12 protein-coding genes are annotated in these 17,769 nt (G+C 62.6%); 8 read left to right on the top strand and 4 right to left on the bottom strand.

All coding sequences use genetic code 11. The features are described from left to right. Positions 1-2: 2 nt before the first annotated feature. Positions 3-1,835, bottom strand: coding sequence for a hypothetical protein (locus ABEB25_RS19100; RefSeq protein WP_345738037.1), 1,833 nt, complete (start codon positions 1,833-1,835; stop codon positions 3-5). Next, positions 1,832-2,743 carry a S1C family serine protease gene (locus tag ABEB25_RS19095; protein WP_345738036.1) on the bottom strand — a complete coding sequence of 304 codons (912 nt, stop codon included), beginning with the start codon at positions 2,741-2,743 and terminating at the stop codon, positions 1,832-1,834. Before ABEB25_RS19095 ends, ABEB25_RS19100 begins: the two co-directional genes overlap by 4 nt. A 187-nt stretch (positions 2,744-2,930) precedes the next feature. Here ABEB25_RS19095 and ABEB25_RS19090 point away from each other — a divergent pair, with 187 nt between their 5' ends. Next, on the top strand, positions 2,931-3,272 hold the full coding sequence (locus ABEB25_RS19090; RefSeq protein ID WP_345738035.1) for a putative quorum-sensing-regulated virulence factor: 342 nt from the start codon (positions 2,931-2,933) through the stop codon (positions 3,270-3,272). Here ABEB25_RS19090 and ABEB25_RS19085 read toward each other — a convergent pair. Further along, positions 3,235-8,568, bottom strand: coding sequence for a beta strand repeat-containing protein (locus tag ABEB25_RS19085; protein ID WP_345738034.1), 5,334 nt, complete (start codon positions 8,566-8,568; stop codon positions 3,235-3,237). The genes ABEB25_RS19090 and ABEB25_RS19085 overlap by 38 nt on opposite strands. 296 nt (positions 8,569-8,864) lie before the next feature. On the opposite strand from ABEB25_RS19085, the gene ABEB25_RS19080 reads away from it, so the two are divergent. The 6 genes from ABEB25_RS19080 (at position 8,865) to ABEB25_RS19055 (ending at position 16,179) form a co-directional block, all read left to right on the top strand. Then, positions 8,865-9,497: a bifunctional 4-hydroxy-2-oxoglutarate aldolase/2-dehydro-3-deoxy-phosphogluconate aldolase gene (locus tag ABEB25_RS19080; RefSeq protein ID WP_345738033.1), complete on the top strand. Its 633-nt coding sequence runs from the start codon at positions 8,865-8,867 to the stop codon at positions 9,495-9,497. A 177-nt stretch (positions 9,498-9,674) separates the two neighbouring features. Continuing rightward, positions 9,675-11,561, top strand: a complete 1,887-nt coding sequence (nagB, locus tag ABEB25_RS19075) for a glucosamine-6-phosphate deaminase (protein ID WP_345738032.1) — start codon at positions 9,675-9,677, stop codon at positions 11,559-11,561. 65 nt (positions 11,562-11,626) lie between these two features. After that, positions 11,627-12,502, top strand: a complete 876-nt coding sequence (locus ABEB25_RS19070; protein WP_345738031.1) for a DUF6268 family outer membrane beta-barrel protein — start codon at positions 11,627-11,629, stop codon at positions 12,500-12,502. A 46-nt stretch (positions 12,503-12,548) separates the two neighbouring features. Beyond that, on the top strand, positions 12,549-13,193 hold the full coding sequence (locus ABEB25_RS19065) for a carboxypeptidase regulatory-like domain-containing protein (protein ID WP_345738030.1): 645 nt from the start codon (positions 12,549-12,551) through the stop codon (positions 13,191-13,193). Between the two features lie 14 nt (positions 13,194-13,207). Continuing rightward, positions 13,208-14,911 (top strand): adenylate/guanylate cyclase domain-containing protein, encoded by a 1,704-nt coding sequence (locus tag ABEB25_RS19060; RefSeq protein ID WP_345738029.1) that lies wholly within the window; start codon positions 13,208-13,210, stop codon positions 14,909-14,911. Then, positions 14,911-16,179: a hypothetical protein gene (locus ABEB25_RS19055; protein ID WP_345738028.1), complete on the top strand. Its 1,269-nt coding sequence runs from the start codon at positions 14,911-14,913 to the stop codon at positions 16,177-16,179. Before ABEB25_RS19060 ends, ABEB25_RS19055 begins: the two co-directional genes overlap by 1 nt. Positions 16,180-16,201: 22 nt before the next feature. On the opposite strand, the gene ABEB25_RS19050 is transcribed toward ABEB25_RS19055, so the two are convergent. Then, positions 16,202-16,513 carry a hypothetical protein gene (locus ABEB25_RS19050; RefSeq protein ID WP_345738027.1) on the bottom strand — a complete coding sequence of 104 codons (312 nt, stop codon included), beginning with the start codon at positions 16,511-16,513 and terminating at the stop codon, positions 16,202-16,204. A 190-nt stretch (positions 16,514-16,703) separates the two neighbouring features. Here ABEB25_RS19050 and ABEB25_RS19045 point away from each other — a divergent pair, with 190 nt between their 5' ends. Next, entirely contained in the window at positions 16,704-17,714 is a 1,011-nt protein-coding gene (locus tag ABEB25_RS19045; RefSeq protein ID WP_345738025.1) for an IPT/TIG domain-containing protein, read from the top strand. The last annotated feature ends 55 nt before the right edge of the window (positions 17,715-17,769 follow it).

Below are 17,769 nucleotides of genomic sequence, written 5' to 3'. Positions count from 1 at the left end.
ATTTACTGGGCCTCGACAGGGGTGGAGATGGCGCGGTAGTGGATGGCATCGGCAGGGGAGTAGTAGCCGCTAATGCTGGTGCCGAAGTAGCGCTTCCACATGGCGTCGGAGGGGGCGGCGGCGGGGTCGAACCAGGAGTCCTGGCCACCTGCGATGGCCTCGAGGGCAGCATCGGTGTCGTCAGGATCGACGGCTTTTTTGCCTTTGCCCTTCTTGCCCTTGCCTTTTTTCTTGGAACCCTGGCCGACTTTGCCCTGGACCATGGACATGGCATCCACGACGACCTTCATCATCTTGCCGCCATCGGCGACGCCGACGCCGCCGTAGCCCTTGGGCAGGCGGGCGATGAGATCCTGCACGCGGGCGTCATCCCAGATGCTGGGGCCGGTGGGCTCCTTCATGCGGGCGAGGACTTTTTTCAGTAGGGCCTGGGGGCCGGTGCTGAAGAGGAAGTAACCATCGGTGAGGCAGAAGGCGAGCTCGGTGCCGCTAGGCTGGGCGGCCTTGATGACATTGATTTGGTAGCCGAGGTACTCGGTCTCCTCAAAGGCGGCAAAACCGGAACCAGCAAAACGCTTCACGCCATCGACGGCACCACCGAAACGTTCGCGGTCCTTGACCTTGATGGCGAGGACCTGGCTCTGGTCTTCGAGGGTGCCATCGGTAATTTCGATGTATTCGTCATCGAGGCTAGCGAAGATGTCTTCGCGGATTTTCACCCCGGCCTGGGCTTCCACGCCGCCGAGCTGCATGGTGGCCATGGCGGCCATGGGGCCGAGCTTGTTGACCATGGCGAGGAGATTGTCCCAAAGGCCGAGGAGGCTGTAACGGGTGACGGTGCTGCTGAGGACGTCTGCAGGGACGAAGGATGGGAGAGTGATCTCGCCCTGGGAGCTGCGCAGGAGATTGACGAAGCCGGTGGGTTTTTCAGGATGGAGGATGGCCATCTCGATGCGGGACTCCGCATCGGAGAGATCGAGGGTGAGGGCGATGGACTGGAGTTCCTTGGGGCCGAGGGCTTCGATGATGGTCTCTGGGGAGACGGGCATCTGGGCGGCACCTTCACCGGCGGAGGCGAGAGCGGCATCGAGACCCCACTGGACGAGGGTTTCGCCATTGAGGTAGATGAGGACGTCGGTGTTGCCGTCGGTCAGTTTGGAGAGACGGGTGAGGTGGCCGCCGACGACGTCGGAGCCTTCCCCGGCACCGCTTTTCAGAGCGGTGATGAGGTATTGCATGTCCTTTAGGGAGGTGGCCTCCACAAGGGTGCTATCCACGAAGGCGTGACCGTCTTCCCAGCCTTCATCGGCATCTTCAGAGTCCGAGAGGATGTGGACGGTGACACCGGCGACGTCCTGGGTGCGCTGCTTGAGGGTCTCGTCTTTTTTGATGGAGAGCTCGGCCTCTTTGGCCTTCATTTCTTCGAGGGCTTTTTCCTGGCCGGTGGCGTCGCTTAGGGCGCAGACGGGGGGCGAGTCGCCGGAGAAATCTTCCGGGCTGTCGCCCACGAAGATGGCCATGCTGGCGCCAGGGTAGCGCTTGAGGCTGTCATAAAGGCCTTCGCCGGTTTCTTCCTTTAGGGCCTTGTCCCAGGGAGTTTCGCCGTCCTTGATCATGGGGGCGGTCCATTTTTTGAACTCCTCATCCTGCATCAGTTTGGCGAAGCTGCTCTTGTCCCAATCGGCCAGCAACTCGGGCGTGTTCTTGATGGCGATGACACCGACGGTGTTTTTGGGCAGGAGCTTGTACCATTCGTCGAGCTTGTCTGCGCGGGCGGACACGCTACCCAGGAGGCTGAGCAGGGTGAAAAGGGAAAGAAAACGGGGAGGTTTCATGGCTGAGTCTCTGGGGTTTTGGAGGAAGGTGCAGGGGCGGCCGGAGTGGCCGGGGCAGGGGGAGAGAGGTAACGGAAGCCGCTGTTGGGATTGCGGGGATCGAAGGCGAAGGCGTCGCGGTTTTTGAGGAAGAGCTTGAGCAGATTGGCCGGGATGGAGAAGCCGAGGCCCTCCACACCGACACCGGCGAGCTTCATGTTGTTCACTCCCACCACTTCGCCGCGGGCATTGAAGAGGGGGCCGCCGGAATTGCCGGGGTTGATCTGGGTGGTGCTCTGGATGGACCAGGCCCCACGGGTCTCGCGGGCGCGGACGCTGACGATGCCCTGGGAGACGGAGCGCTCAAGCCCGAGGGGGCTGCCGATGGCAAAGACGGGCTGGCCCTGGATGAGGAGGTCTGAATCGCCCAGGGGGGCAAAGGGCAGCTTGCTGGCGGCGGGATCGTCAATCTGCAGGATGGCGAGATCGAGGAAGCCGTTCATGGCGATGATCTTGATCTTGGGGAAGACTTCCTTTTCCAGGCCGCCGTTCTTTTTGCGATAGACGACGACGGAGATTTCGCGCTCGCCGGCGATGACGTGCTGGTTGGTGATGACGTGGCCGAGCTTATTGATGATGAAGCCGGAACCGAGGCCGGAGGAAGTCTGGATCTGGACGACGGCCTCGCCTACGCGCAGCACGTTTTTGTCCACGGCAAGAGGCTCGCGGCCAGGCTCGACGAAGTACATGTCCTCGCTTTCGGCGATGCTGGGGCCGATGAGCTTTTGGGCGCTGGTCTTTTCCTGGGAGGCGATCTCGGTGCGGGGCACGTTCAGGACGGTGAAGCCGAGATCGAGCATGAGGACGTCATCGCGTTCGCGGAGAATGTCGCCCTGGACTTGGGCTCCGTTTTTGAGGGTGACTTTCACGGGCTCTGCCGAAGAAATAGCTGTGCCTGCCACGCTGAAAGCAAGCGCGCCCCAAATGCCCCTGGTGCTTTTTTTGATCACGGGTCGGGAAACTAGCAAGCGCCCGCCAGGATACGAGGATTTTGTGTAGTTGGGAGACGATTCTTTCCTGGCTGGACAAAAGGGACGGCCCAGCCCTTGATGAGGTATGGATGACCTGGCCGCCCAGATGAAGCACGATCTTGAGGAGATCGGGCGGACGCACATGCCGTTTGGTAAGTACGGGCCGCAGAATCACCCGCCTTATGGAGTGCCCATTTATGACATCCCGGCGGAGTACCTGGGCTGGTTTGCCAACAAGGCCGGATTTCCGAAGGGACGGCTGGGCACGCTGCTGAAGATGGTCCACCAGATGAAGGTGGACGGATCGGACGTGGTCTTTGACATCTTCCGCAAGCAACGGGGTGGCCCCACGCGCTTGCGGCCGAAAAAACGGCGTGTGTGGGAGGGGCTCAACCCACCCGACGACGGCGGCGGAGCAAAAGGCTGAAGCCGCCGAGGGCGAGGAGGAAGGCGCGACCGGGCTCTGGAGCGATGGTGATGAAGCCGGTGGTGTAGAGGGCGCTGGTATCCCAGATGAGGCCGGGGCTGAGGGTGGGCAGGTTAAAGCTGGCAAAGCCGCCGGTGTGATGAGGGTCGGGGCTGAGACCGCTCCAGTCAAAGAGCTGCCAGGAATCGCCATAGACCCAGGTGGAGGTGTCATCCAGGGTGCTGTTGGTGACTTCCAAGGTGCCGCCGATGATGACCGCCGTATCGGAGGTGAGTCGGAGGATGTCATTGTTTTCCGTGCTGTTGATGCCGGCGCTGCGGGCGAAGAGATCGAACTGGACGATGCCGCTGAGGGTGATGGTGCCGAGGCCGCTGGTGGCGAGGTCGAGATCGGCAGGGATGCCTTCCTGGATGCCGTGGGTGCTGCCGATGCGCAGCCTGCCACCGCTGTTCACTAGAATGTTGGCGGTGGAGCTGGCGGACCCGATGCTGCCTGTGCCGCCGAGGGTGGCCCCGGTGAGGACGGAGACGGGGCCCAGGCCCGTGCCTGAGCCAGCGGTGTTGTTTACCAGCAGCACGCCGCCATTCACGGCGATGCCGCCGGTGTGGGTGCTGGTGGCGGTGAGTTCCAGGGTGCCGGTGCCGGTTTTGATGACGGAGCCGCTGCCGCTGATGGCCCCGCTGTAAAGGGTGGATTGGTCATTGCCGCCGACGGTGAGTGCCACGGGGTTGTTGCCGGCATTGGTGAGGCTCAGATTTTGGGAACCCTTGATGCCGCCGAGGGTGGTGGCGGCGGTGGTGACGCCAAAGCTGAAGTTGCCGCCCTGGTATTCGAGGGTGCTGTTGGTGAGTGCGCCTGTGACTGCGCCGAAGGTGGCGGTGGTGCTGCCTGCGGTGGCGGCGACGGTGGAGCGGATGGTGACCTGGGAATTGCTGTCAATGGAGGCGATGAAGGAGCCTGCGGGGATGCCAGCGCCCGTGATGGGCTGCCCCACCAAAAGGGTGGTGGTGGCATTGGTGAGGCCGGTGATGACGGTGGTGAAGTTGCTGCTGCTGCCAGTGCTGGCAGCGAGGGTGCCGGACTGGATGGAGCCTGGCGCATTGCGTAGCTCGATGCCACCGGCCACCAGCACGGTGTCGCCGGTGGTGGTGCTGTTGCCTTGCAGGCTGAGGATGCCATTGCCGTTTTTCACCAGGGAGACTGCGCCTTGCAGGCTGCCATCGAAGAGGCTGTTGGTGGCCTGGTTGAGGGTGAGGTAGGAGCCAATGGTGCCAGTGAGGATGCGGGTGGGGCTGGTGTAGCCGCCTGAACCGATGGAGATGGCCCCGGTGCGGAGCTCGGCAGCGGTCTGCTGGGTGCCATTGAGATTGAAAGTCGTGTTGGGCGAACTGCCACTGAAGGTGGCGTGGTAACCCAGCTCAAGGACGCCGATGGGGCTGAGGGCATTGCTGACGGTGACCTGGGAGAGGGCTCCCCAGCCGGAATTCAGCACGCCGTAGCTGTTGCCTGCGACGGCGATGATGGGCTGGGTGGCACCGGAGACGAGTTCCAGGCGACCGGTGTACATATTGACCGGGTTGTCGGTGAAGGTCACCCCGCCGACGACAACGAGGGTGTCCGTAGAAGAGACGCCTGAACTGCGGACGCCGCCGCTGACGATGAGCCTGCCGGTGCTGCTGACGTTGATGCGCGAGCTGCCGGAGGAGGGCATGGTGATGAGGCCAGAGACGGTGCTGTCGGTCGTTGTGTTGCTCTGCAGAGCCCCGGCGCTGCTGATGCCCTGACCGATGAGGAAGAGAGGCTCGGCCAGGGTGAACCCGGCACCTTCCAGGCGCAGGGCAGCGTTGTTGGCCACGGTGGTACCGCTGGCGGTAGTCCCCAGGGCCGAGCCGTGGCTGATGCGCAGGCGGCCTGCATTCACATAGGTGTGGCCGGTGTAGCTGTTGGCGACGCTGAGCTGGGCATCTCCGGCCCCGGTCTTGTTCAAGGGGCCATTGCCCGCAACGGGGACGGCGACGGTAAGGGCCAGGACATTGGCTGCGGAGGTGGCTTCAAGGGTGCCACCAGAAGCGCCGAGGGTGATGCCGCGATTCGCATCATCGAGGGTGAAGGCGGTGCCGGTGGAAAGGGTGCCGCCATTGAGGGTGAGCTGGTCGGAAGCAAAGGCTGTGGGATTGGCCCCCAGCGCGGTTTCGGCATCAATGATGAGACGGCCTGCATTGAGGGTGGTGCGGCCGGTGTAGGTGTTGGTGCCGGTGAAGCGGGTGGTGCCGGTGCTGCCACCGAGGGTAACGGAGACAATGCCTGTGCCGTTATTGGCGATGGTGGAGTTGACGGTGAGATCATTCGTGGACCAGCGCTGAATGAGGATTTCGCCTGTGGTGTCCGGTGCACCACCTGCGGTGAGGGGGCCGTCATTGGCGGCGGTGCCGATGAGGAGGGCGCTGGCCCCGGCGGCGTGGAGGATGCCGCCTTGGGCGCCCAGGCGCAGGGTTTCACCGGTGCCAGGGTCGATCGTGGTGGTGCCGCCATTGGCAGTCATGTTCAGGCTGTGGATGTCGGTCGTTGTGGCGGCGAGGGTAATGTTGCCACTGGTGCCGCCATTGATGATGCGGATGTTGGCCCCAGGGGAATTGGGCACTGCGCTGACGCCGACGCGGGTGATGTCGCTGTAACCAGTGAAGGCGGTGATGGCCCCATCGGCCGCATTGGTGGAGTTCACGGCCCAGTCGGTGCCGCCGACGGTGGCCCAGGTGCCGAGCATGCCTGCGGCATTGTTCAGGGTGTCGGTGGTGGCGATGCCAGCGGTGGCGATGTTCAGGGTGCCGCCTTCACGGGTGATTTCATTGAGCTGGAGGGTGGAGGTGCCGCCGGGGCGGGTGATGTTGGCCGAGCCACGAACGGTGGTGGAGCCGACGATTTCCACATGGGAACCGGTGGGGGTGGTGGAGCGGTCGAGCTGGAGGGTGGCGGTGCCGAGAATGAGGGCGGCACCATCGGCCAGTTTGGTGGTGTTGCTGGCGGTGTAGTCCAGGATGAGGGTGCCGTTGTTCACGGAGGTGGTGCCAGTGCCAGTGTGTGTGCCCTGGAGGGTGAGTGCGGCGGTGCCGCCTTTGACGAAGGAAACGGCCCCGCCAAAGCCTGCATCATAGCTGGTGGGTGTGTATTGGTTCACCGTCAATGTGGCGGGGGTGGCGCTGGTGATGACGCGAGTGCCCGCCAGAGAGGTGCCCGTGGAGAGGGAGCCGACGGTCTGGTTGAAGCCATTGAGGTCCACCCCACCGCTGACGGCATAGCTGAAGCCGAGCTGGAGCTGGCTGAATTCGGGCAGAACGTTTTCTGCGCCCAAACGCAGGGTGGGTGTGGTAGCGCTCGATCCGATGCGGGTGCTGCCCCAGTAGTTGCCTGTGGAGGAAAGTGTGGTGAGGCCGCCGGAGTCGGCGTAAAAGCTGCCGCCCGCGCCGAGGATGACGGACTGGCCGGAGAAGTTGATGGTCGAGCTGGAGTTGATGACGAGCTGGGACGTGGCCAAGGCGTTGACGCCGCCGGTGACGTTCATGATGCCCGCGCTGGTGGCAATGCGGGAACTGCCTGTGACAGTGATGAGACCTGTGAGGGTGTTGTTGCCAGAAAGGTTTCGGAGAGCAGCGGCGAAGTTCACGCCTTCACCAATGAGGGTGATGGGTTCGGCGGTGGTGATGTCGCCACGGAGGCCGAGGATGCCGCCTTCGACTGCGTTGACTACTGTGCGACTACTGGTGCTGCCCAGCGCGTTGTTGTGAGAGGCAGTAAGCGTTCCCTGGTGGATGTGAGTTTCGCCGGTGTAGGTGTTGGCTGCGGAAAGGATGACTTCATTGGCACCTGCCTTGGTGATACCACCGCCGCCCGTTACGTTGATGGGGACACTGATAGTGAGGGTGTTGCCCTGGGCAGTGAGGATACCTTCATTCCAGATGCCGTTGCCGAGGGTGATGCCGCTGAAGCCGCTGATGGTGGTGGCACCACCGGTGAGATTGGCGATGGCACCGCTGGCCACAGTGAGAGTGCCTGTGCCGCTGAGGGTTGAGCCTGCGATGAAGCGGAGGGAGTTCACCGTGGGGCTGGCGTTCGTGAGGGTGCCGTTGAAGCCGGTGACGTTTTCGGGATTGAGGGCACTGGTGTAACCAGCGGTGAGGACGGTGTATTCGCTGGTCGCCAGGGGGCGCAGGCCGCCGACGGAATCGTAGGTGACAAAGCTGGTTCCATTGCCTGTCGCGGAGGTGTCGCCGAGGAGGTAAGGGACGATGCGGAGGTCTTTGGCGGTGCCGGGGGTGCTGCCGCTGGCGGTGGAGGTGCCGACGAAGGTCAGGCCTGCGGTGGAGGCAAGGGTGATGCGGGTGGCATTGGTATCGGCCTGGCCGAGGTTGGTGCCACGGATGAGGCCGGTGCTGGTATTGCTGCGGGCCAAGCCGGAGGCTGCCAGGGTGTTAAGCAGACCGGTGCCAGTGCCATCCAGGGTGATGACGCCGCGCGAGCCTGCGATGCCGCCGCCCAGGGTGATCTGGCCGACGGTTTCGGTGGTGCTGGTGGTGGCATTGCCGGTGAGCTGCAACTGGCCAAAGCCCCGGAGGGTGATGCCGGAGGTGTCGCCCAGGCGGTTCAGGTTGCCTGCCGTATTGTCCAGCCACAGGCGGGCACCGATGGAAACGGCGGAGCCTAAGCTGGAACCGTTGTCCACTATGATGGCACTGCTGGTGGCGATGGAACCGGTGAGACCGCTGACGAGGAGGGTGCCGGAGCTCACGGTGGTGCTGCCCGTGTAGGTATTTGTGCCCAGGAGGGTCAGAGTGTTGTAGTTGGCGGCGGTGGAGGTGTTAGCGGCTGTTTTGATAATGCCGCCGCTGCCACTGAGGATGCCACCGAGGGTGATGCTGCCTGCGGTGGCCGTGCCTGCGGTGCCCTGGGTAAAGGTGCGCGTGGCACTGAGGATCATGTCCAGATTGATCGTCTGCAGGGTGTCATCGTTCTGGGTGATGTTGCCTGTAAGGGTGATGCGGTTGCCACTGAGGACAAAGGCCCCCGAGCCGCCGGCAAAGCTGATGCCGGCGATGGCGATGTCGGGCGTCAGGTTGTTGATCGTGTTCAGGCGGGTGGTGCCTGCGAAGCCAATGCTATTGGTGGCGACTGGGGCAGTGCCTCCCCAGTTGGCGGCGGTACCCCAGTTGTCATCCGCTCCGGCACCCGTCCAGGTGCGGGTTTGGGCAGGAAGAGATGAGACGACGAAAAGACCAATCAGGCTGCAGAGCAGTTGACGCATAGCGGTTGCGGGGGGCGGGGGTTGGGGGAGGGCGTAAGAACTACGCCGGGGTGGGGTATATTCCAGCGTTTTTGTACAGCGGGCTTTTCCGGCCATTGCAGCCGGTCCGCATGCAATGGGCATGCACCTATCTGGCCGGAAATAGGGTCAGTTAGCTGTATAAAGAGGATAGACTGGAACCTGTCCCCATGGTGAATGCTGCTTGGATGCCCAGAAGATTTGAACTTTGGTGAAGAAATCGTGTAACTTGCAATGCGCAACGTGGTACTGGGGGTGACGGATCACCCAGGCTCCTTATGAAAGAGATCATCGAACTTTTGGCTCATCACCGCATCATCCCTAACGTGATTATTGACGACTTAAGATCGGTCAAGCCTCTTTCCGATGCCCTGGTGGCCGGGGGGCTGCCAGTGGTGGAAGTGGCCTTGCGTACGCAGGATTCTCTGGCAGCGCTGGAGCGCCTCCTGGATCGGCGGGACATGATCGTGGGGGCAGGGACGGTGACGACGCTGGCGCAGTTTGATGCGGCGTGGCGTCTGGGGGTGCGGTTCATCGTCACGCCGGGGTTTGATGAGAACATTTTGCGGCATGGTCGACGGCGGGATTTGCTGGTGATCCCAGGCGCGGTGACGCCGACGGAGATCATGCAGGCGCAGAATCTAGGGGCGAGCCTGGTGAACTTTTTTCCCAGCCAGGCCTTTGGCGGCCTGACGGCCATTGAGGCGCTGGCAGGCCCGTTTCCGAAAATGCAGTTTCTGGCTACAGGCGGGGTGAATTTGGAAAACTTGGCCGGCTACATTAAAAACCCAAATGTGGTGGCCTGTGGCGGTACTTGGATGGCGCGGCGCGAGTGGATCCAGAAGGGGGAGTGGGAGAAGGTTCGGGAGGCTTGCGGCAAAACGGTGGCTGTGGTGCGCAATCCGAACTGAGGGAGGCAGGGTGGGGACTTCCCGGTCACAGGAATACGCGAGCCGCACACGCGGATATCGCAGGCGGTGCAGGTTCGGGGTTGAGTGCTGATGAAACAACGCCAGAATCCGCGTATGGATTGGCTTGCCGTTTGAATCAGACGACGGACTTTCCTCCCCAACCACCGCCCCCAGACCATGTCCCGCCGCACCCTTGCTGAGTCCTACGAGCACATTCCCACCCATATTTTCCCCAACTCTGGAGCGGCGGCAAAGGCCCTCGCGGCTGAGGTGAAGGCGCTGATCGAGGAGCGCGCCATGCAGGGGAAAAATGTCGTGCTTGGCATGGCCACAGGTTCCACCCCGGTGCCTTTTTACCGAGAACTGATCCGCCTGCATAAGGAAGAAGGGCTGAGCTTCAAGAACGTCATCACCTTCAACCTCGACGAATACTACGGCCTCAGCGGTGACCATCCTGAGAGCTACGCCTGCTTCATGCGGGAGCAGATTTTCGATCACATCGACATCCCGAAGGCGAACATCAACATCCCCAGCGGTCTTGTTCCCGGAGACCAGGTGTTCGCTCATTGCCGCGAGTATGAAGAGAAGATGGATGCGGCAGGCGGCATTGATTTCCAGATCCTGGGGATCGGGCGCACGGGCCACATCGGTTTCAACGAACCGGGCTCCAGCCGCGACTCCCTGACACGCCGCATCACGCTGGACCGCGTGACGCGCCAGGATGCCGCCGCCGACTTCCGTGGGGAGGAAAACGTGCCGCACTTTGCCATCACCATGGGGGTGGGCACCATCCTGCGCGGCAAGAAACTGGTGCTGATGGCCTGGGGTGAAAACAAGGCCGAGATGGTGGCCAAGGCCGTGGAAGGCGAAGTGACGGAGGCCATCTCCGCCTCCTTCCTTCAGGATCATCCAGATGCCCGTTTCTTCATTGATGCTGGGGCCTCGCGCGAGCTGACGCGGGTGAAGCTGCCGTGGCTCGTGGGCCCAGTGTCCTGGACCCCGCGGGAGACCCGCCGTGCGGTGACCTGGCAGGCCTTTAAAACGAAGCGCCCGGTGCTGAAGCTGACGGATGAGCACTACAATGAGCATGGCCTGAGCGATCTCCTTTCGGAACAAGGTCCGGCTTATCAGCTCAACATCCGCATCTTCAACCAGCTGCAGCACACCATCACGGGCTGGCCCGGCGGCAAGCCGAACGAGGACGACACCTACCGTCCAGAACGGGCCACGCCGTATCCGAAGCGCGTGCTCGTTTTCAGTCCGGAGCCGCAGGATGCCATCGTGGCCATGGGCAGCACGATCGAGCGACTCGTCGAGCAGGGGCATGATGTGCGCATCGTCGCGCTGACGAGCGGCAGCCTGCGCATTGCCGACAGCGAGGCGGACAAGTTTGCCGGCACCTTGCTGGAGCTGGCAGGCATCGTGGAAGACAGTCCGGCCTGGCAAAACCAGACGGCCTATGCCCGCGAGGTGCTGCGCCTGCTGGAGGAGAAGGGTGAATTCGGCGAAGACACTCCCGTGCTGCGCCAGCTGAAGGGCCTGATCCTGCGTGGGGAACTGCGCGATGCGGCCCATGCCTGCAATGTGGGAACGGACCATGTGACCTTCCTGGACCTGCCCTTCTATGAGCAGGGTCGTTACCGCCGCTTCAAAAGCACGGAGGCGGACGTGGAGGCTCTGGCAGCCCTGCTGCGCGAGCATCGCCCACACCAGATCTACACCACCGGGGATGCGGCGGATCCGAGCAGCGTCTCCGGCATCTGCTTCCGCGTGCTGGAAAGTGCGCTGAAGGCCTGCAAGAAAGAAGACTGGGCAGGCAGTGCCAGCCTGTGGCTGTATCGCGGCAAGGAGAAGCCGCTGGCGGCGCATGAGATCGACATGGCGGTGCCGCTGAGCCCGATGCAGCTCGGGCGCAAAGGCCGCGCGCTTTCCCGCTACGGTTCCCTTTCCAGCCTGGAGCTGGGCTCGCCTGAATCGAACCGGCAGAATGCCCGAAACTACGATGCCCTGGGGCTGGCCGAGTATGAGGCTATCGAGACCTTTCAGCGCTGGAGTCGGGTGTAAGACTGACGTGGCCTAAAGACAATCCTCTGCATCCATCAGAGAGGGGCTGGCGTTGCTCAAATGCCATGCCCCTCAAATTCACGCTTCCCCTCTGTGCCGCCTTCTCCTTGGCGGCTTCTCTGCCTGCGGCTGAACTGATTGACCCGGCTGCTTTCGGCTTTGGCCGCCCCGGTTACATGGTGGATACCACCTTCATCGGAGAGCAGGATTTCGATGGCAGCTTGAAGGGCAGTTTGGAGATGTTCGAAGTCCGCACCATCATCCCGGTGTGGAGCACGAAGGTGGGTGAAGGAGGCCGCCTGAGCACCTCCCTGGGCTACAACCTCACGCAGCTCAATTTTGATCCCGGTGAAACGATGGACCTTCACACGCTGGAGGCGCAGGTGGGCTACTTTTGGAATTCGCCCACCAGCAACTGGTGGGGCTTGGGCTTCGTGACACCAGGTCTGGGCACGGACTTCAACGGCATCTCGCTGGATGATTTCCAGATCTCGGCCCTGGGCCTGATCGGCTATGAATTCACAGAGACCTTCACCATCGCGGGCGGCGTCTTTGCCAGCTATGCGAATGAGGACGGCACGCTGCTGCCAGCGCTGGGTTTCATCTGGAGGCCGGGTGACTGGATCGTGCAGGTGACGCCGCCCTTCATGGTGCTGGGTTATAAGGTAAGCGAGCCGCTGACGCTGAGCCTCAGCCTTTACCCCAGCGGTGGGTCCTGGGACCTGGACCGCAATGATGGAGCCAATACCCTGGATGTCTCCGGCTGGCAGGGCGCGGCCTCCATCATCTGGAAGGCGACGGACAAACTGACGGTGTCGCTGCGGGGCGGGATCAATTTCGGCGGCGAGTTTGAAATCCGTGATGAGCAAGAGCGTGTGCGGGTGGATGAAAATCTGGACCCCGCACCGTTCGGGGCGCTGAATGTGCGTTGGGCGTTTTGACCTTCGCTGTTGGCAGCGGCTGGAAATGCGGCTTTCATAGGCCGCGATGAAAGGCCTGCTTCTCATTCCTCTGATTGTTCTTTCCTGGAGCCTGCCTGCCTTTGCCGCAGGAGGCGTGCAGGGGACGGTGGTGCTGGACAGCCAGCGCCCGCCAGCGGTGGATGCGGGCTACAAACCGAAGACGGTGAAACCCATCGAAGGGGAAGAGCCTGGGGTGGCCATTGTGTGGCTGGAGATGAGCGGCGGCACCTATCCGCAGACCCGCACGGGAGAGGTGGTGAAGATCCAGCAGCGTGGGTATCAGTTTCGCCCTTCGCTGGTGGCTTTGCAAAAGGGTGCGAGCGCGGAGTTCCCCAATAACGATGACGAATTTCACAACGTTTTTAGTTATTCCAAACTGCGCCGTTTTGACCTGGGCCGATTTCGCAAGAATGAGCCCAGCCCGCGCATCAACTTTGACAAGGCGGGCCTCGTCAAAATCTACTGCGAGATCCACCAGCACATGCGCTGCCGGGTGCTGGTGCTGGACACGCCCTGGTTTGCCGTGACGGATGCGCAGGGACGTTTCAAGATCAGCGGTGTGCCTGCGGGCAGCTACCAGATCAAGGCGCTGCTGCCCTCCGAAAAAACGGTGCAGGGCCAAGTGACGGTGACGGATGGCAAGACGGCCTCCGTGCAACTCTCGCGTTAATCGAACCTGCGCCCATGACCTTTCGCGCCAAGCTTCAGCAGGCCATTCTGGGAGTGGTGGCGGGCACGACGGCGGCGGTGCTGATGGTGGCACAGACCCAGAACAGCGCATCGTACCGGCGCATGGTGGACACGCTTTTCAGCCAGCAGATGGCGGCCTTTCGCCTGGAGCAGGAGGCGCAACTGCAACTGGCCCGGAAGCAGGCGGCGCGACTGGCGGAATCGGTGCGGTTGTTTGCGGCCCTGGAGGAAGGCGACCCGGAAACATACCAGGTGGCGGCGGATGAACTGCGGCTGGCGGAGTTTGATTTCTTCCGCCTGGCCAGTGCCCAGACGGGCATGATGCCGCCGCCGGAGGGCAGCCGTTCGGGTCGCTTTCAAGAGGCGGCTGAAAAGGCGCTGACGCTGCAACTGGAGGCCGTGGCGAAAACGCTGCCGGAGGAGCAGGTGCAGGCGGAGGTGGGCTTTGCCCTGCTGCCTGGGGCGGAGGGCGGGCAGGATCTGCATCGGGTGCTGGCCATGCACATTCGGAACTTTGACCAGACGGTGGGCACGCTGTTCCTGGGGCAGAGTGTACGACGGCTGATGCCTGTGCTGGGCGGGCAGGGGAACCAGCCTTTGCAGGCGGCCTTTTGGACTCAGGGGCAGCTTCTCGGGGCCAGCCTGCCCCAGGCCGCTGCCGCAGCTCTGAAGGCGCTGCAAACGACGACGGAGCAGACGGAGTTTTCCTTCCGCCAGGAGGGCACGGAGTACCTGGCCCATGCGCACCTGCTGAATGCCGGGTCCCGCTTTCCTCCGGCCTGGCTGGTGAGCGTGTTTTCCCTGGCGGAGCTGCAGGCCCAACAAAAAGCGTTGCAATGGCGCGTCATCGGCATCGGCGCGCTGGCGCTGCTGCTGGCCTCAGTGGCGGGCTGGCTGTTTGCCGCGCAGCTGGCGCAGCCCATCCGCGAACTGGTAGCGGCCACCCATGAGGTGCGCGGGGGGAATCTGAAGGTGCGGCTGGAGAAAGGACGGACGGATGAGCTGGCGGCGCTGACGGAATCCTTCAACGACATGACGGCGGGCCTGGAGCTGAAGGAGCGCTACCACTCGGTGCTGAACATGGTGGCGGATGCACGCGTGGCGGAGCAGCTCATGGCGGGCAGCATCCAGCTGGGCGGGGAGCTGCGCCAGGTGACGGTGGTGTTTTGCGACATCCGTGGTTATACCGCCCTGAGCGCGGGGCGGGATCCGCGCGAGGTCATCGCCCTGCTGAACAATCACATGGGGGCACTGACGCGGGTGGTTTATCGCTGGCATGGGGTGATCAACCAGTTCGCCGGAGATGCCATCATGATCCTGTTTGGGGCACCTGCGAGCCATGGCGAGGATGCGCAGAATGCAGTGAACTGCGCCCTGGAGATGATCGCTGAGCGCCAGCGGCTGAATGCGCTAAGCAAGGAGCCGATGGGCATCGGCATTGGCATCGCCACGGGCACGGTGGTGGCGGGCTGCATCGGGGCAGAAAATCGGGCGGATTACACTGTGGTGGGTGAGCGTGTGAACTTGGCGGCCCGCCTGTGCAGCAGCGCGGCGGCGGGAGAGATCGTGGTGGATGCTGCCACGCAGAGGCTGCTGCCTTCCGAAATCCCTGCCGTGCCGCTGGAACCTTTGAGGTTGAAAGGCTTCGCGGATGCTGTCACCGCTTTCCGCATCGTCACTGACCCCTCCCCCGACTGATGAAATTTCTTGTCTCTCTTTTGCTTTTTAGCGCGGTCTCCGCCAGTGCCCAGTCGGTGCTGGAAACGGTGGACGAAGCGCTGACGGTGTCCACGCCTAACCAGATGTTTCGTGCGGACCTATCGGGCTTGATTGATCTGGAGCTGTATGCGCCCGACACGCCGGCCATGGGCCTGCTGAATACGGATGACGATTTGTTTTTCAATCCGCGCCTGACGCTGTTTCTGGATCTCCAGGCGACGGAGCATCTGCGTGGCCATGTGCAGATGCGGGTGGACCGGGGCTTTGATCCCGGCTTTGCCCCGGATGGCCAGACGCGGCTGGACGAATACTTTCTCGAATGGAAACCCCTGGAGAAAAGCTGGATCAACTTCCGGTTAGGCAAGTTTGCCACGGCCTTTGGCGCCTGGACCCAGCGCCGCCTGTCCTGGGACAATCCCTTCATCACCGCGCCCATGGCCTACAGCGATATGCTGCCGGTGAGCGATGATGGAGCGGTGCCTTTTGCCGCCTTCCAAAACCGACGCAACCTGCCGGACAACCGCCAGACCTGGCAGCCCATCATCTGGGGTCCGTCCTATGCCACTGGGGCCTCGGTCTTTGGCCAAATCGGTCTGTTTGACTATGCCTTTGAAGCTAAAAATGCCGCGCTGGCCTCTGCCCCCCGATCCTGGGACGGGGTGGAAAACGGGTGGGATGCCACCACTTATACAGGGCGCATCGGATGGCGGCCTGCACCGGAATGGGACATGGGCATCTCCTACAGCCGTGGGGCCTACCTGGTGGATGCGCGATCCCCCAGGCAGCGCATTATGGTCGTCCCGGGCGGCAATCCTTTCACCAAACGGGAGGACTATTACCAGACCACTTACGGGGTGGATGCCTCCTGGACCCACGGTCCCTGGCAGGTGTGGGGAGAGCTGATGAACAGCCGCTTTGAAGTGCCTAATCTAGGTGGCAACCACCTTGTTCCGCCTTTTCTGGAAGCCAATGCCGGGACCGTCCGCGTCGTGAGCGGCTTTGTGGAGGTGAAGCGCAAGCTCGGGCCCCAATGGTGGGTGGCCACAAGGTGGAATCAAAGTTGGTTCGGCGATCTGCCAGGCACTGACACCGCCTGGGACAATGATGGCTGGCGGGCGGATGTTTCGGTGGGCTATCGCTTCAGTCGCCACCTCCAGGCGAAGCTGCAATACAGCATGGCCGGACGGCAGGGCGCGGGCCGCGAAGGCCACCATCTGGTGGCCGGGCAGATCACTCTGAAGTTCTGACGGAAGCTTCCAGTCGGTGGGGCTACTCCCAGGGTTCGGAAGACTTTTGCTTTTCCTTCACGCGCTCGCGGCGGCGCACTTCCTTCTCGTCCTCCAGCAGGCGGAAGCGCCACAGGGAAAAGCCGCCCCAGCCTTGGCGGATGGGGGGCAGTTCGGTGAGGCGCACGCTCAGCATGGGGCGCTCTGTGCCGTGCTCGTTGGCCCAGAAGACTTCGCGGATGGTGTAAACGCCGTCTTGCTGCGGCAGGTGGTCGAAGGCTTCCAGGGCTGCCTCTGGAAAGTGGGCATGAATGCAGACGACCTTTTGGCCGACGGGATGTGGGAGCGCGTTCATAGGGTTAGCATAACCAAACGTGAAAGCTGGGGCTGTTCCATTAACCAGATTTTTTTCCAGGGTGTGCCGGGTCCGTGGAGTGGCGGTTTTACCAGGCAAAACGGGCCAGGAAAAACTTGGCCCATTTTGCGCAAGTCCTGGCGGTGAGCTGCATCTGGGCTGTGAAGGGCGGCACTGAGCTGCCCGCCCCATGTCGAAATCCTTCACCGTCCTCCATCCCATGAAAACATTCAGCCGCCGCCTCTTCCTCACCCTTGTCACCTTGCTCGCCGTCACCGTGGGCCAGCAGGCCTCCGCCCAGATGGGCCTGCCACCGCCACCGCCGCAGATCACCTCCGCCAGCCCTGCCACGGGTGCCCCAGGCGCGGTGATCACGATTAACGGGCGCAATCTCAACCGCGACCGCCTGGGCAATGTGTGGGCCACCACTCCCACCGTCACGCCTCCCTACGTCATCCAGTTTCGCACCAGCACGGGCCAGTTTGTGAATGCCACCTTCACGTATGTCTCCCCGGCCCAGCTCCGTGTCACGGTGCCTGCGGCGGCCATCACGGGCCGCATTCGCCTGTCGCAGTCCCCATATGTTTCCTCCACGCTCACGGACTTTGTGGTGACTGCGCCACCGCCACCTGCTGGCAAAGGCCGCCTGAACATCGTGAACGGCAGCCAGTATAACCTGGTGAGCATCAAGGTGAACAATGTGGAGCAACTGCAGGCCGGATTCATCCTGCCCGTGCGCCAGACGGGGACGCTGGATCTCAATCCCGGCAGCTACAATGTCCAAGTCAGTCTGGGCATCACCCCCAATGAAGGCGCCATGTTTTTCTTCACCCAGCGTTTCACCATCACCCGTGGCCGCACCTCCACCTACAATGTGCCCCGCGTGACGCTGCGCCAGCTGATGACGAATTTCCGCACCAGCGGCGACTGGGCCTCCGACATTCTCTTTGATGCCAATCTGACCCCTTACCTCCGCACCGTCCGCATGCTGAACAATGGCAACTACCAGATCCGCGAGACCCGCAGCGGCCGCACCACGGTGGTGGAGTCCAGCACCTATGCGGAAACCTCCTGGCCAGACAACAGCCGCAGCCTCTCCTTCCGCCTCGGCCAGCGCCAGGTGAATCTCTTTCTCCCCTTTGCCAGCTTCATCTCCACCGTCGGTCGCAATGGCCAGTCCATCGTAGTGACCCGCCAATAAGCACCGCGTACTCTGAGGACGCGAAGACTCCGCCGGGAAACTGGCGGAGTCTTTT

The organism is Prosthecobacter algae (assembly GCF_039542385.1).
Classification (GTDB): domain Bacteria; phylum Verrucomicrobiota; class Verrucomicrobiia; order Verrucomicrobiales; family Verrucomicrobiaceae; genus Prosthecobacter; species Prosthecobacter algae.
Note: the sequence above shows the minus strand (reverse complement) of the source record. Positions and strands in the feature narration are given on the sequence as shown.

Excerpts from the sequence above, each read along its gene's own strand:
- ABEB25_RS19050 (WP_345738027.1), bottom strand. The coding sequence starts at position 16,513 with ATGAACGCGCTCCCACATCCCGTCGGCCAAAAGGTCGTCTGCATTCAT.
- ABEB25_RS19045 (WP_345738025.1), top strand. The coding sequence starts at position 16,704 with ATGTCGAAATCCTTCACCGTCCTCCATCCCATGAAAACATTCAGCCGC.
- nagB (WP_345738032.1), top strand. The coding sequence starts at position 9,675 with ATGTCCCGCCGCACCCTTGCTGAGTCCTACGAGCACATTCCCACCCAT.
- ABEB25_RS19055 (WP_345738028.1), top strand. The coding sequence starts at position 14,911 with ATGAAATTTCTTGTCTCTCTTTTGCTTTTTAGCGCGGTCTCCGCCAGT.
- ABEB25_RS19090 (WP_345738035.1), top strand. The coding sequence starts at position 2,931 with ATGGATGACCTGGCCGCCCAGATGAAGCACGATCTTGAGGAGATCGGG.
- ABEB25_RS19065 (WP_345738030.1), top strand. The coding sequence starts at position 12,549 with ATGAAAGGCCTGCTTCTCATTCCTCTGATTGTTCTTTCCTGGAGCCTG.
- ABEB25_RS19060 (WP_345738029.1), top strand. The coding sequence starts at position 13,208 with ATGACCTTTCGCGCCAAGCTTCAGCAGGCCATTCTGGGAGTGGTGGCG.
- ABEB25_RS19070 (WP_345738031.1), top strand. The coding sequence starts at position 11,627 with ATGCCCCTCAAATTCACGCTTCCCCTCTGTGCCGCCTTCTCCTTGGCG.
- ABEB25_RS19100 (WP_345738037.1), bottom strand. The coding sequence starts at position 1,835 with ATGAAACCTCCCCGTTTTCTTTCCCTTTTCACCCTGCTCAGCCTCCTG.
- ABEB25_RS19080 (WP_345738033.1), top strand. The coding sequence starts at position 8,865 with ATGAAAGAGATCATCGAACTTTTGGCTCATCACCGCATCATCCCTAAC.
- ABEB25_RS19085 (WP_345738034.1), bottom strand. The coding sequence starts at position 8,568 with ATGCGTCAACTGCTCTGCAGCCTGATTGGTCTTTTCGTCGTCTCATCT.